This window comes from Methanosaeta sp. UBA356 (assembly GCF_002496465.1).
Classification (GTDB): Archaea; Halobacteriota; Methanosarcinia; order Methanotrichales; family Methanotrichaceae; genus Methanothrix; species Methanothrix soehngenii.
This window is the reverse complement of record NZ_DAKC01000102.1, coordinates 21,237-33,602: the sequence shown is the minus strand read 5'-3', so window position 1 is coordinate 33,602 and position 12,366 is coordinate 21,237. Positions and strand designations below refer to the sequence as shown.

Below are 12,366 nucleotides of genomic sequence, written 5' to 3'. Positions count from 1 at the left end.
CCGAATTCCTTAGAAAGAATAAATCCGACTGCCCTCTGCGACCATCTCCTCCACCAGCAGCTGGTAGAAGTCCTCAGGCACCCTCACCCTTTCTCCCGCCTGCAATCCTCTGGCTTCCAGATCCTCATTGCAGGCCATAACCTTTCCAGGCCATTTTTCCAAGAGGGCTTCATCCAGAAGATTGTAGACACCGTCTCCCGCCAGATAGAGAACTGGATCATCGCCGTGCTCCATCAGGCGCAGGCACAGCTCTGCCCGTTCACTCTGGGGCGGCTTGGTCAAAAGGAAGATATCTCTATTTGCCATAATTCAACCTTTATAGTGCAATCAGACCGTCGGCAGCAAGGGCCTGCTTCATAAAATCCTCCTCATCCACAAGCTCCACCCTCTCCACCAGCCCGCGGCTCAAGAGGCCCCTCTCCGTCAGGGAGGGCTCATGTGCCATGACCCGCAGCTCGGGGTAGGCATAGAGGATATCGGAGAGGTTTGGCACATCAAGAAGGCTGGTGTCCTGGCCGGCAAGGGCAAGATATACCCCATCGGCGTACAGGCCCAGATTTACATCCATCTTGATGCTCACCGCTGCCGCATTGAGCACGCCATAAGCCTTTTCGCTTCCGTAGGGAGCGCTGTCGAGAAGATAGAAGATCGATCGCATGAATAGCTAACCTCACGACTTATGATCTCATGAAGATCGATCTCACAGTGCAATCACCCGGTCGCTCTTCTCCAGCATCTCTGCCAGGTCATAGAGGCTAGTGATCTTTATCCCCTGCAGGTAATCCGGGCATGTTCCGTCTTCCTCTGCCCGATAGCCTCTGGCAGCAGCGCATCTAGCGCAGGCCCTGACCACAGCTCCTCTATCCGCCAGTTCCTGGAAGAGCTTGCCAGTAATTTTAAAATTTGAGGGATTCTGGCCGCTCTTTGGAATATGGACTGCATCCAGGTAGAGGAATATGTTCACCTGGAACACATTTAGCGCCCGGGAGGCGATCTTAAAGGCCATATCTGCATACTGGGAGATATAAGGCCCGTCTGTGAGTATGATGGTCAAGGTCTTCAACTGCTCACCTGCATGGCATCTTCAAAGGTACTCCAGCAGAGTCCTGATGTGCTCGAGATTGGTGGCATACCTGGGCTCGAGGAGCGGCGTGCATTTATCAATCTCGGTCTCCCTGCCCACCAGCTTGATGGCAAAGGCATAGCAGCTCTGCTCGCCGCAGATCTGGCAGTCGGTGCGGGGAAGGTACTGGTAGATCTCAGCATGGTCCACTTTGACCTTCTCCCGCGGAACTGGAGTGACTCCCTTAGCAATAGCCTCATTGATGGTCTTTTTCAGGTCCTCCAAAACCTCCCTGGCCTCTGCCTCGCTCTTGATCATGGTCATGGTCACGCTGCCGGTGGAATAGATGGTGATCAGAATGTTGCCCCTCTGAATAATCAGAGCGCCGATCCGATCGGAGTACCTGGCCCGGGGGAAGAGGGGCTCCAACAGTTTTAGCGCTCCTTCCAGCGGTGGCTCGAAGCGGGCGATTATCCTGAACTTGCTGCTGTCGGCGATGCAGGGCAGGAGCTGGCGAAGCTCGACGACCTGCAGGGGTCTGGTGCCAGCCAGGTCTTTTTTCGTTTCTGCCGGCTTGTCGGATTTGGTCTCCATGAAGTTCTTTCCGAAATCCGTGATGAGGACCCTGTCACCTCTCGTGTCAGCCAGGCCGGCTTGCTTGAGCATTTGCAGGTGGTAGTCGAGCATGGTACCTCCCACTGCTTGCTCAATCTCTTCTTTTGTCCTCTCCTTTTCCACCAGCATGGCCATGATCTTCCTTCTCGTAGCATTGGCCATGGCATTGCTCACGAGCTTTACCTCAGCAGGCGATCCAGTCATTTTTCATCACATCTTCATATCGCATCCATATGTCGCATCTTTAGTCTTCGGACTTCAAAGGGCTTTCACAGAATATCTTCTCCGGGGCGGAAGGATAGTACCTGTCCCTCAGCTTCAAGGCCACGTTCACCAGGGCGATCAGGACCGGCACCTCGATCAAGGGGCCGATAACCGCAGCGAAAGCCTCCTGGGAGGCGATGCCAAAGACGCCCACAGCAACGGCGATGGCCAGCTCGAAGTTGTTGCTGGCCGCAGTAAATGAGAGTGCTGCAGTGTTCTCGTAGCTCACGCCCAGCTTGTAGGACATAAAGAAGCTAACCGAGAACATCAGCAGGAAGTAGATGGCTAAAGGTATGGCCACCCGCACCACATCCAGGGGGAGCTGCACGATGTAGTCCCCCTTAAGAGAGAACATGACGACTATGGTGAAGAGCAGGGCGACTAGGGTTAAAGGCGATATCCTGGGCAGGAAATCCCTCTCATACCAGCTCTTTCCCCGCGCCTGGATAAGGCTGAACCTGGTGACTATCCCTGCCAAGAAGGGAATTCCCAGGTATATGAATACGCTTTCAGCGATCTGGGATATGGTAACATCAACTGCCGTGCCCGCTGCAATTCCCAAAGCTGCCGGCAGGACGGTGATGAAGATGTATGCATAGATGGAGTAGAAGAACACCTGAAAGATGGAGTTTAGTCCCACCAGGGCGGCGCAGTACTCGGTGCAGCCGCAGGCCAGCTCGTTCCAGACGATGACCATGGCGATGCAGCGGGCAAGGCCGATGAGGATTATGCCATACATGAGATGAGGCGAGTCCCGCAGGAAGATCACTGCCAGGGCGAACATCAGAATGGGGCCCACGATCCAGTTCTGAACCAGGGAGAGGCCCAGAACCTTTCGATCTGTAAAGACCTGTCCCAGCTCCTCGTACTTGACCTTGGCCAGTGGCGGATACATCATCAGTATCAGGCCGATGGCGATGGGAATTGAGGTCGTGCCGATCTGCAGGCTGAGGATGAAACGGGTTATCCCGGGAGCATAATAGCCAAGGGCGATTCCCAGGATCATGGCCACGAATATCCAGATGGTAAGGTAGCGAGAGAGAAAATCCAGCCCCTTGCTCATCCCATTTGACCCACTTGATCCACTTGACATATCGCTCCACCATCCCCCTTAAAAATGCAATTATGTCCTGCCGAGCTTTACGTACTTAGAATCAGAATCATCTCCCTTGCCCTCATGCGACTGCCAGTCTCCCCAGGAGTAGACGGCAGCCTCGTAATCCATGAGCTGCAGAGAATATGCCACCAGAGCAGATTGGCTGTAGTCATCGGAATAGACCACAATAGGCATATCCTTATCCAGCCGGCTGAAGACGGTTCCTAGATCGCCACCGTTCTTGATTTTATCTCCTTTTATCACATTGGCCGGGTCCAGGGCTGTGGAGCCGGGTATGCGGCCTTTTCCAAAGTCCACAAAAGGCCGGACGTCCACGATCCGAGCCTGGCCGGACTTAACATAATCGTATTCTGCTATCACGCCAGGCCTTACGGAGGGATTATATTCAGCAGCTGGAATTACCGTCTTCTGGGCCTCAACCGGCAGGCCTGCAGCCTTCCAGTCATCCAGGCTTCCCTCCAATAGCCTCACATCATCCTGTCCCAGATGTCTCAGGACCAGGAATGCCAACTGCGCCTCGCCAGAGCGTTCTGCACTTCCATATACAACCACGGAGTCCTCTTTCGAGAGGCCTGCCTCACCCAGGAGCCTGGACAGCTCTTCATCGCCCTTGAGATTGCCATTGCTGTCCAGAAAGTCCTTGCTGGGGATGTGAATAGCGTTCTTGATATGAGATGCAGCATAGCCATCTCCGTTAGATGTATCTATTATCACATCAGAGCTGGAGACGCTCTTCATGGGCTTCATGATAATGCCATTGGGGTATGATGCCAGCCTATCGGGCGGATTTTGAGGGCTGCTGGTACTGCAGCGCTTTCTTGCGATCCTTCTGCCTGTGCGGACTGGATGGGCTGACTGGGCATGCCTGTGCCAGCATCGGAGTTTAGAAATCCGCTGGGATCCCAGGTGCCTTCACTGCAGCAGCCGGCATTGGCCAGGGGAGCTAGTGTTAACAAAGAAATCATGAGAATTGCTGGAATAGTAAAATCATTTTTTGTCATTGGAGTTGCCTCTTCGGTCTTTAGATTCAATCAATATGTTTACCAGATTGAGCATCTCAATCACTGCCCCTTCTGAGAGCCTGTATCTGGACCATCTTCCGTCTTTGCGCTCTTTGATCAGACCGGCATTCTTGAGGATGGAGAGATGATGAGAAGTGCTGGATTGGGGTCGGTCAACGCCGATCATGATCTCGCAGGCGCATAGCTCCCCCTCCCGCAGAAGAGAGAGAATCTTGAGGCGGCAGGGATCGGCCATGGCCTGAAAGATCTCAGATTCGGTCTTGAGCTCCTCTTCATCCAGATCTATGGTCAGGGAGCGCAGCCTGTTCACCTTGCACTCTGCCTTATCGCGATCGCCGATGAGCCTGGTCATCCTATCGACGGCCTCTTTGGATATGCATGACATGAGTCTCCTCTCACCTCAGCAGCATGTGCAGCTTTTTTGAGCAAGGAGATTGTCTCTCTCTTTCTGCAAGCAATCGCCGCAGATCCTGATTCTTCCCCTTTCTTTATGTGTAACCAGGAAAAAGGATTTCCCGCTTCTATTGCATATTTCGCATTCCATAGTGACCTCAAATAAGCAATACAACACCATATCCAGCAATCTCGATATATAAGAGTTTCCAGTCAGGCGATGAAGAGCATGTACGACATCTGACGATAAGTATATATAATGAAATTGATATATGTATTCCTGCTGTCTGCAAATCTTATTTAACAACCATTGATTCATAATTCATTTTAAATATAATACTATGCATGATCTCAAAGCAAATGTTTTCCTCAGGTATGCCTATATAGATCGAATTGACGAAAGTCTTATATCCAATAATGTCGATGTGCTGAGATTAGCTCCTCATACCAACAGCAAGATGTCGATGTGATAGTTGGATCGGCATGGGAATGAGTGGGGAAAAGGAGAGTGTACCATGGATATTGTATCGAGAAAATATGGCATTGCCTCATTAATTGCATTAATTCTTATCGCTTTTGGCTTCAATGCAGCGGGAGCTGAATACTCCTTAGGATCGGAAAGCGATGACTGGTGGACAGAATATCCCGATCAGTCTACGGGTGCAGGCGGCGATGTCAGCCATCCTGATTGGGTATTGGACGCTCTGGAGAGCAAGCCTGTGCTGATCTATGTGCATAAAGAATGTGATTATTGTGTACCACAGACCGAGGCCGTGCAGAAGATAATCGACGAATTCAGCGGAGAGATCACGATCTTCGAGTTGGGTGCCGATGGCAGTGATGTCAGGTCTGGTGAAGCCCTGCAGGCCTATGATCCCAATGGCGGCCTCGACATGTTCGTTCCTCTGACCGTCATATTGACCCTGGCTCCCGATTCTGAAGGCGAGGTCGTGGCAGTCTGGCACAGCTCGGATGAAATAACGGGCGAAGAGTGGATCAGGAACTATGTGGAGGACGCCATAAGCCTATATGATGAGAACTACGCAGACTGGGATAATTAAAGCCGGATTTCAGATAAAGGGATCGTTGTCATGTCCACGAAATGCAAGAAATCCCTGATATCGGGACCCGTCACACTTTTTGCGGTTATAATTTCCATTATCTTTTCCATCTTCTCCATCTTCTCCATATGCTCATCACCTGCTATATCCCAGGTAGCTATGGCCCCTGATTTTCAGGCAGTAGATCTTGATGGGAAAAATGTCTCCCTCTCTGGCTATCGAGGAGAGGCAGTCCTTCTCCATATCACAAACATAGAAAATCCCCTCTGCAGGGAGTGCGAGAATGCTCTTGATGCCCAGACCAACCAGCTCTCTCAGCTTGCCGAAATGGATCCCGGCGTGAACATCATAACCCTCAATGTGCGGAAGAATTCCTACTCATTGGATGGGCGAGAACTAGCAGAAGGATGGTGGAATGCCAATATCACCGGGCCCTGGATTGAGGACTTTGACCCGTATCCCCTCACCGGCAAGTACATCGACTACTCAACTTTAGAGGGAGGATTTGCCAATCCCACCCTGATCTTGATCGATAAAGAGGGAAATGTGGCAGGTCTCTACCACGTCTATCAACTGGGCAAGGGGGAGATAGACGGTATCCAGAGTGCTGAGTCGTTGAAAAGCGACCTGGAGAGAATAGAGGCAGGCGAAGCCTCCGGATTTGAGGGAATCGCCTCCCGCCAGGGCATAAACTATCTGGGCATGTTCGCCCTGGGAATTGTCACCTCCCTCTCCCCCTGCTCCATAGCGCTTCTCTTAGCCATGTTCTCTTATGTTATGACCGCCCGCAGGAAGGAGGTGTATCTAAGAAAGACCGTCTCGGCATCAAAAGAGGGTTTTATGATCGGCATAGCCTTCACCCTGGGCATGGCTGCGGTATTTTTCATCGTGGGCTTTTTCCTCTCAGATATTGGCGTTTTCATCCGCCAGGCTCGCTTCTTTGACCTGGCTGCGGGTCTATTGATGATCATCCTGGGGATAAACATCATCAAGCCGATTGGGGAGATCATCGAGCCGGTCCGCTCACGTCTGTCTTTTGGCAGAGGCAACTCCGATGCGATTGTTGGGGAGACGATAGCGGAGAAGAAGGGGATCATGGAGAGGCTGGTCTCAGTCTCCATGAACCTCTTCCGTTACTCGGCATTCATCGGTGCCTTCACTCTAGGGATCTTCTTCGCCCTGGGCTGGGCGCCGTGTGCCGTGTCCCTGGTCTTTCCGGTGCTCATCTGGCTCATCTCCCAGGACGTGACGCCTTTGGGCGGAGCCCTGATGCTCTTTGTCTTCGGGGTAGGCCACGGGGTGCCGGTGATACCCATCGCCACCTTCTCGAAAGCTGTGGGCGGGCAGATCGGAGAGAAGTACATCGCCGCTGGAAAGCACGTCACAAGGATATTCGGTCTGGCGGTCATCGTCATCGGTTTGATCTATGCGGTGAGGTATCTGGGATTCAAGATGTGGTAATGCGGAAATGAACGTGCCCACGGTGAGGAGGCCACCTCCCGCTGGGCTTTTGCATTATCGAAAAGCGGTTTATCACGTTGGACAGCAGAGACGGAATTTTGTTATCTGCCCAAGAGGATAGACAGCGGATCTTCCATCGATCACCGTCCATCTGTCTCAGAGGTGAACTGAAGAAAATATCATAATTAGTTTGATCCCTAATCATTATCGCCTTCTGGGCAGGAGATTTTAATGTATTCGGCTCATGCAGAATTTCGGCAAAAAACTCGCATTCTGCGCCAAAAAGCATTAAAGCGATAAACGAAGAACTGTCCTTGGCATAGGCCGGGATGATTCTCATGATCAATGTATCAATCGATCGAGAGGGCTGCATAAGCTGCGGCCAGTGCTGGGGAGACTGCCCCGATCTCTTCGATGAGAGTGAACAGGATGGCAAAAGTCAAATCGCCAAGAAGTACCGCATCGCCGGGAAGCTGGATGAAGGAGTCGCTTTTGAGGATCAAGAGGAATGCGCAAAGAAGGCGGCAGAGGAGTGTCCCTCTCAGGTGATAGGCGTGAGCCCTCCGGCCATGGGCTTCGATCCGATCTGACCCAATTTTTTTATCATTCCCATTCAGCCTTACAAAATGCTGATTTACCATGACTGCATCTGGATATCAGATGAAATCAGACTCTGCATCCAGTTCGGCAGAAGGGAAGAGGAAGGTCCTGTTTCTTTGCACTCACAACTCCGCCCGCTCCCAGATGGCTGAGGGGCTCCTGCGGGCCACGTATGGCGATCGATATGAGGCCTATAGCGCCGGGGTTGAGGCAACAGCAGTCGACTCCCGCGCTGTGCTGGCCATGAGTGAGATCGGCATCGATATCTCCGGCCAGCGCTCCAAATCCTCCCAAGAATTCCTGGATACGGTCTTTGACCTGGCGGTCACTGTCTGCGACCGGGCCAGACAGGCCTGCCCCATCTGCAGCACAGATATCGAGCTTCCCGCCCGAACTCCTCGTGCGAGAAAGGTTATCCACAGAAGCTTCCTGGATCCGGCGGCGACAAAAGGATCGAAGGAAGAGGAGATGCAGGCATTCAGAAGAGTGAGAGATGAGATGAAGGATTGGATCTCTCAGACCTTTGAGGGATGACGTCAGGACTCTTATTCGTTATAATGCCAGCCAGTTAGCCAGATATCCGACCGCAACCGCTATTGCGATTATGGTGAGCACAAAGGCTGCCAGCATCTTCCTTTTGAATATGGCGGAAAGAAGGGTCAGCTCAGGGATGCTCGCGCCCGCTCCGCCGATGACCAGGGCCAGCACCGCTCCCGTGCTCATCCCTTTCTCTATGAGGGCCAGGCCGATGGGGATCATGGTCTCCGCCCGGATGTAGATGGGGACGCCTATGATTGCCGCCACGGGAACAGCAAAGGGATTTCCCGATCCGGCAATGCTTGATATCAGCTCCGTGGGCACGAATCCATGAATGAAGGCACCAATGCCCGCTCCCAAGAGGAGATAGGGTACGAGCTGGCGGAATAGGCTGAAAGCGAATCTTGCCGAGCGCTGCACTCTCGATTTTGCATCCTCAGCCTGCTCACAGTCGCAGCAGCCTCTCACCGCGGCCACGGATTTAACCTGTGCTGCGAATCCCAGACTGTCAAGCATCAGGCCGATTACGATTGCCGCCAGGAATGTGACGGCAAAGTAGAGAGCAGTTATCTTCCAGCCCATCAGCAGTATGAACAGGGACACTATCACCGGATTTAGCAGCGGCGAGGCAAATAGAAATGCCATCGCAGATGCGAAGGGCACGCCCGCATTGAGCATCCCCAGGAGGAGCGGAATGGTCGAGCAGGAGCAGAAGGGGGTAAGAGCACCAAAACCGGCGCCTAGAAAGCTGCCCAGGATCCTGTGCCGCCCGCCCAGTGCTCTCTTTATGGTTTCATCAGGCACATACTCCTGGATCAGGCCCACGAGAAAGGTTATCCCTATGAATAATACTATCAATTCTACTGCAATCTCTATGAAAAAGCTCATAGCCGTCGCTAGGTTGTCATAGAACATCTCATCCCACCACTTAAAAATCTTTTAATCTTATTTTATCTTCTTCAGCTCTCGGGCCTGCTTGATCATCTCATTGACCGCGCTGTCGGCCAGGCGGTAGTAGGACCATTTGCCATCCTTTCGCTCCCTGACCAGTCCTGCCTCTCTGAGAATGGACAGATGATGGGAAGTGGTGGACTGAGGCTTATCAAGAGCAGTCATGATCTCACAGACGCATAGCTCTCCTTCCTTCAAGAGCTTTACAATTCTGAGCCTGCAGGGATCGGCAACGGCCTTGAAGACCTCCACCTCTCCTTCCGGGCCATCAATGTCGATCGCCTTCATCAATGATAAGAGCCTTCTGGACCTCGACCGCGCCCGATCCTCATCTCCGATGAGCCTGGCCAGGCTGCATATTGCATCCTCGTCGATTGATTCCTCAATGATCTCATCATTCGTCGAATCTGGCATAACTGTCTATTTCACCCACCAACTACTCATAGATTTCTGGTCGGATCATGAGTGCAGAGCTGGCTTTTATGGCTTTTTGCATCTGATCCTATTTTTTCCTGGCTTCGAAGTACCTTAGATATTCTGCTAAAAAAGCGGTTTTATACATCTCCTCTGCTCCCTCGGCAATGAAGTTGAGCTTTTTCAGCTCCTCGACCAGCTCACTTCCGGTGGAGTCCTCTGGCTTCATTCCCTTTTTAAAGAAATCCTGGAGGGCTTCATCCAGGCCCATGATTCCTACGCTGCGTCCACCTACGTTGATCTGTCTGAGTCCCACAATACGGGTGCCACAGCAACAACTGCTGCTGCCCTTATCCCCGAAGATCTTATCTTTCAGCCCCATAGCAATCACAGATCATATCAATATTTGCCGATATATAATGCTTGCGCTTTATCTGAATTCTGTCAGGATTTGATGTGCATAGCATTAAACTGGTTTTAAAATCCAAAGTCATATTTGTTTGGAGAATTACGCATCAATTTTTATCGATTTGAGATGTTGCTTAAAAAGAGAATTTTCTGATTTTTCAGAAATATTTAAATAATCAGAGATAACGATATTATTATGGCGGTTAAATCCGAAGACAAGGCCTGTTGCCTGCCGGGATCGATGAGCTCATGCCGGGTGGAATCCATAGTAAGCGTAGATGAGCGCGGGCAGATGGTTCTTCCCAAGGATATCCGGGAAAGAGCAAAGATCCGGCCGGGAGATAAGCTGGCAGTGGTGAGCATGGAGAAGGATGGCAAGATCTGCTGCCTATCACTAATCAGGGTAAAAGAGCTGGAGGGCATGGTGAAGTCTGTGCTCGGGCCGGTTATTGATGACATATTCAAGAAATAATACTATATTTAGAATTTGAGGTGAACTAACGATGAACGATTCGGAAATAAAGGTACTGGTAAAGGAGAGCTACGGAAAAATTGCGAGAACGGGAGGCTCGTGCTGTCCCACCAAGGGCTCATGCTGTGGAACTCTTCCCCCAGAGGAGATCAGCAAGAATATCGGCTACTCAGAGGAAGAGATGAATGCCGTGCCTCAGGGAGCTAATCTGGGCTTGGGCTGCGGCAATCCAATCGCACTGGCATCGATAAAGGAAGGGGAGACTGTTCTTGACCTGGGCTCAGGGGCGGGATTCGACAGCTTCCTTGCCGCCAACAGGGTTGGACCGACAGGAAAGGTCATTGGAGTGGATATGACCCCGGAGATGATCAACAGGGCTAGAGAGAATGCCGATAAAGGAAGCTACAGCAATGTGCAGTTTGTGCCTGGCGAGCTGGAGGATCTTCCGGTTGATGATAATAGCATGGATGCTGTCATCTCCAACTGCGTCATCAACCTGGTGCCCGACAAAAAGAAGGTCTTCAAAGAGGTATTCCGGGTGCTTAAGCCCGGCGGCAGGCTGATGGTCTCAGATCTCGTATTGCGCCAGAAGCTGCCTCTTAGCATAGAGAATTCGATCGAAGGCTATGTGGGCTGCATCTCGGGAGCAGTTATGAAAGATGTCTATCTGGATGCGATAGGATCTGCAGGCTTCGGCGATGTAGAAGTGATTGAGGAATCCCCCTTCTCACTGGACTTTTTTGTCAGCGACAGCACAGATCAGGCAATTGATCAGAGTCCGAAAATGAGCGCCGAAGAAGTCAACGGATTTGCAGACTCCGTATCCAGCATAAAGGTAAGGGCCATCAAGCCGAGATGATGGGGGGATCAGGCCCGGGATCTGGGGATTAGAGGCCCGATACCCCAATATTAATTCTGCAGACAATTTTGAGGGCTACCGGGCGCCATCCCCCTCCAGAGGCTCGCCTGTTTTGCATGCCACAACCATGATCTCCATCTCATCCAGGTCGACGGGCCTTCTCCCCCAGTTCCCTGCTGTCCCGCCCCATATGTTGATCACAGACATCCCTGCCAGGCGGAAGAGCAGGACGAGCTCAGTTGGCACGAAAGCCCTCTCTCGAACGGCAACTGCAGCCACCCCCTCTTGGGGCGTGCATTCCGAAGACTCAACCAGTGTCAGAGGATCGAATCGTCCCTCCTCAACGTCCTTATTCGCGTTCCTGCGAATCGATGCCAGTGCGTTGAGAACAGTGAATACTGCCTTTGCCTGCGGCTTCAGGCTGCGGGAGATATTGCACAGGATGGACAGGGGCTGGCCAATAGGATCATCGCCCTTGCCCAGAAGCCCAAAAGCTCCCTCGCACAGGCAGATGGCGCCATCGTAGCTATCCGGTAGCTGAAACCGGGCAGCATCAGAACGAATCCATTGCACATTCACTTTTTTGCTCCTGGCAGCATCCGCAGCCCTGGCAAGCATCTCTGCGGACAGATCAAGCCCGGTAACAGCATAACCCCGCCTGGCCAGCTCAATGGAGTGACGTCCTGTACCGCATCCAACATCAAGAATTGAGCCCCCATCTCTCACCGCCAGTTCCTCTGTAAGGAAATTGACCTCCTGAATGGTGTTTTTTGTGAATACGTTTTCCTCATAGATCGGAGCATGAGCATCGAAAAACTCTTCCCATACGCTTTTCTCTGTCATCAATAGCATCCCTATCGGACGTCATATATCTTTTCCGCCCTGCCGGAGGATTGGCCACAGGGACCAATAACTTGAAAAGGAAAATAGTATGAAAGAACTCACCTATGCTGGAAAGGCTCAAAAAATCATTGCTGGAAGCCCCCGTATTCAAACGGGGAGAGTANNGAGCCCCCATCTCTCACCGCCAGCATCTCTATAAGGAAATCGACCTCCAGAATAGTATTTTTTGTGAATACGTTTTCTTCATAGATCGGTGCATGAGCATCGAAGAACTCTTCCCATACGC

General features: G+C 51.8%; 19 protein-coding genes. 6 read left to right on the top strand and 13 right to left on the bottom strand.

The genetic code is table 11. From position 1 onward, the window contains the following. Positions 1–9: 9 nt before the first annotated feature. Genes BP727_RS09550 through BP727_RS09515 form a run of 8 tightly spaced genes read right to left on the bottom strand, consistent with a single transcriptional unit; the run spans position 10 to position 4,466 of the window. Complete coding sequence (locus tag BP727_RS09550; RefSeq protein WP_273278570.1) at positions 10–306, bottom strand: DsrH/TusB family sulfur relay protein; 297 nt, start codon at positions 304–306, stop codon at positions 10–12. A gap of 10 nt (positions 307–316) precedes the next feature. Continuing rightward, positions 317–658 (bottom strand): DsrE family protein, encoded by a 342-nt coding sequence (locus tag BP727_RS09545; RefSeq protein WP_013720384.1) that lies wholly within the window; start codon positions 656–658, stop codon positions 317–319. 42 nt (positions 659–700) lie between these two features. Continuing rightward, positions 701–1,063, bottom strand: coding sequence for a DsrE family protein (locus tag BP727_RS09540; protein ID WP_013720383.1), 363 nt, complete (start codon positions 1,061–1,063; stop codon positions 701–703). A 21-nt stretch (positions 1,064–1,084) separates the two neighbouring features. Further along, a complete protein-coding gene (locus BP727_RS09535) occupies positions 1,085–1,882 on the bottom strand; it encodes a (Fe-S)-binding protein (RefSeq protein ID WP_013720382.1) in 798 nt (265 codons plus the stop codon). Positions 1,883–1,922: 40 nt separating this feature from the next. After that, a complete protein-coding gene (gene arsB, locus BP727_RS09530) occupies positions 1,923–3,035 on the bottom strand; it encodes an ACR3 family arsenite efflux transporter (RefSeq protein WP_013720381.1) in 1,113 nt (370 codons plus the stop codon). Positions 3,036–3,065: 30 nt separating this feature from the next. Continuing rightward, a complete protein-coding gene (locus BP727_RS09525) occupies positions 3,066–3,806 on the bottom strand; it encodes a sulfurtransferase (RefSeq protein WP_286858544.1) in 741 nt (246 codons plus the stop codon). Next, positions 3,803–4,015 (bottom strand): hypothetical protein, encoded by a 213-nt coding sequence (locus tag BP727_RS09520; protein WP_286858542.1) that lies wholly within the window; start codon positions 4,013–4,015, stop codon positions 3,803–3,805. The genes BP727_RS09525 and BP727_RS09520 overlap by 4 nt, the downstream gene beginning before the upstream one ends. Before the next feature lie 31 nt (positions 4,016–4,046). Beyond that, entirely contained in the window at positions 4,047–4,466 is a 420-nt protein-coding gene (locus tag BP727_RS09515; RefSeq protein WP_013720379.1) for an ArsR/SmtB family transcription factor, read from the bottom strand. Positions 4,467–4,989: 523 nt separating this feature from the next. Between BP727_RS09515 and BP727_RS09510 the strand changes: the two genes are divergently transcribed. After that, positions 4,990–5,535: a thioredoxin family protein gene (locus BP727_RS09510; protein WP_273278566.1), complete on the top strand. Its 546-nt coding sequence runs from the start codon at positions 4,990–4,992 to the stop codon at positions 5,533–5,535. Here the strand turns inward: BP727_RS09510 and BP727_RS09505 are convergent. Further along, the gene (locus BP727_RS09505; protein ID WP_273278565.1) at positions 5,532–5,663 is read right to left on the bottom strand and encodes a hypothetical protein; all 132 of its coding nucleotides are present in this window, start codon (positions 5,661–5,663) and stop codon (positions 5,532–5,534) included. The genes BP727_RS09510 and BP727_RS09505 overlap by 4 nt on opposite strands. A gap of 31 nt (positions 5,664–5,694) precedes the next feature. Here BP727_RS09505 and BP727_RS09500 point away from each other — a divergent pair, with 31 nt between their 5' ends. The 3 genes from BP727_RS09500 to BP727_RS09490 all read left to right on the top strand — a co-directional run bounded on the left by BP727_RS09500 (position 5,695) and on the right by BP727_RS09490 (position 8,130). Next, entirely contained in the window at positions 5,695–6,996 is a 1,302-nt protein-coding gene (locus BP727_RS09500) for a cytochrome c biogenesis protein CcdA (protein ID WP_273278564.1), read from the top strand. 338 nt (positions 6,997–7,334) lie between these two features. Then, positions 7,335–7,586, top strand: coding sequence for a ferredoxin (locus BP727_RS09495; RefSeq protein WP_273278563.1), 252 nt, complete (start codon positions 7,335–7,337; stop codon positions 7,584–7,586). A gap of 70 nt (positions 7,587–7,656) precedes the next feature. Then, a complete protein-coding gene (locus tag BP727_RS09490) occupies positions 7,657–8,130 on the top strand; it encodes an arsenate reductase ArsC (RefSeq protein WP_273278562.1) in 474 nt (157 codons plus the stop codon). 18 nt (positions 8,131–8,148) lie between these two features. Here the strand turns inward: BP727_RS09490 and BP727_RS09485 are convergent, their stop codons facing one another. The 3 genes from BP727_RS09485 to BP727_RS09475 form a co-directional block, all read right to left on the bottom strand. Continuing rightward, positions 8,149–9,048, bottom strand: coding sequence for a permease (locus BP727_RS09485; RefSeq protein WP_273278561.1), 900 nt, complete (start codon positions 9,046–9,048; stop codon positions 8,149–8,151). Between the two features lie 30 nt (positions 9,049–9,078). After that, a complete protein-coding gene (locus BP727_RS09480; RefSeq protein WP_273271215.1) occupies positions 9,079–9,498 on the bottom strand; it encodes an ArsR/SmtB family transcription factor in 420 nt (139 codons plus the stop codon). 88 nt (positions 9,499–9,586) lie between these two features. Then, the gene (locus BP727_RS09475) at positions 9,587–9,880 is read right to left on the bottom strand and encodes a hypothetical protein (protein ID WP_273272341.1); all 294 of its coding nucleotides are present in this window, start codon (positions 9,878–9,880) and stop codon (positions 9,587–9,589) included. Between the two features lie 222 nt (positions 9,881–10,102). Here BP727_RS09475 and hgcC point away from each other — a divergent pair, with 222 nt between their 5' ends. Together hgcC and BP727_RS09465 are read left to right on the top strand one after the other, a co-directional pair. Further along, complete coding sequence (gene hgcC, locus BP727_RS09470; RefSeq protein ID WP_013720369.1) at positions 10,103–10,378, top strand: HgcAB-associated protein HgcC; 276 nt, start codon at positions 10,103–10,105, stop codon at positions 10,376–10,378. A 31-nt stretch (positions 10,379–10,409) separates the two neighbouring features. Continuing rightward, complete coding sequence (locus BP727_RS09465) at positions 10,410–11,237, top strand: arsenite methyltransferase (RefSeq protein ID WP_273271214.1); 828 nt, start codon at positions 10,410–10,412, stop codon at positions 11,235–11,237. A 75-nt stretch (positions 11,238–11,312) separates the two neighbouring features. Here the strand turns inward: BP727_RS09465 and BP727_RS09460 are convergent, their stop codons facing one another. Beyond that, positions 11,313–12,080 carry a class I SAM-dependent methyltransferase gene (locus BP727_RS09460; RefSeq protein ID WP_286858535.1) on the bottom strand — a complete coding sequence of 256 codons (768 nt, stop codon included), beginning with the start codon at positions 12,078–12,080 and terminating at the stop codon, positions 11,313–11,315. Between the last annotated feature and the right edge of the window lie 286 nt (positions 12,081–12,366).

Coding starts and splice junctions, on each gene's coding strand:
- BP727_RS09550 (WP_273278570.1), bottom strand. CDS start 306: ATGGCAAATAGAGATATCTTCCTTTTGACCAAGCCGCCCCAGAGTGAA.
- hgcC (WP_013720369.1), top strand. CDS start 10,103: ATGGCGGTTAAATCCGAAGACAAGGCCTGTTGCCTGCCGGGATCGATG.
- BP727_RS09490 (WP_273278562.1), top strand. CDS start 7,657: ATGAAATCAGACTCTGCATCCAGTTCGGCAGAAGGGAAGAGGAAGGTC.
- BP727_RS09505 (WP_273278565.1), bottom strand. CDS start 5,663: ATGGAGAAGATGGAGAAGATGGAAAAGATAATGGAAATTATAACCGCA.
- BP727_RS09525 (WP_286858544.1), bottom strand. CDS start 3,806: ATGAAGCCCATGAAGAGCGTCTCCAGCTCTGATGTGATAATAGATACA.
- BP727_RS09510 (WP_273278566.1), top strand. CDS start 4,990: ATGGATATTGTATCGAGAAAATATGGCATTGCCTCATTAATTGCATTA.
- arsB (WP_013720381.1), bottom strand. CDS start 3,035: ATGTCAAGTGGATCAAGTGGGTCAAATGGGATGAGCAAGGGGCTGGAT.
- BP727_RS09500 (WP_273278564.1), top strand. CDS start 5,695: ATGGCCCCTGATTTTCAGGCAGTAGATCTTGATGGGAAAAATGTCTCC.
- BP727_RS09480 (WP_273271215.1), bottom strand. CDS start 9,498: ATGCCAGATTCGACGAATGATGAGATCATTGAGGAATCAATCGACGAG.
- BP727_RS09460 (WP_286858535.1), bottom strand. CDS start 12,080: ATGACAGAGAAAAGCGTATGGGAAGAGTTTTTCGATGCTCATGCTCCG.
- BP727_RS09495 (WP_273278563.1), top strand. CDS start 7,335: ATGATCAATGTATCAATCGATCGAGAGGGCTGCATAAGCTGCGGCCAG.
- BP727_RS09535 (WP_013720382.1), bottom strand. CDS start 1,882: ATGACTGGATCGCCTGCTGAGGTAAAGCTCGTGAGCAATGCCATGGCC.
- BP727_RS09485 (WP_273278561.1), bottom strand. CDS start 9,048: ATGTTCTATGACAACCTAGCGACGGCTATGAGCTTTTTCATAGAGATT.
- BP727_RS09465 (WP_273271214.1), top strand. CDS start 10,410: ATGAACGATTCGGAAATAAAGGTACTGGTAAAGGAGAGCTACGGAAAA.
- BP727_RS09475 (WP_273272341.1), bottom strand. CDS start 9,880: ATGGGGCTGAAAGATAAGATCTTCGGGGATAAGGGCAGCAGCAGTTGT.
- BP727_RS09515 (WP_013720379.1), bottom strand. CDS start 4,466: ATGTCATGCATATCCAAAGAGGCCGTCGATAGGATGACCAGGCTCATC.
- BP727_RS09545 (WP_013720384.1), bottom strand. CDS start 658: ATGCGATCGATCTTCTATCTTCTCGACAGCGCTCCCTACGGAAGCGAA.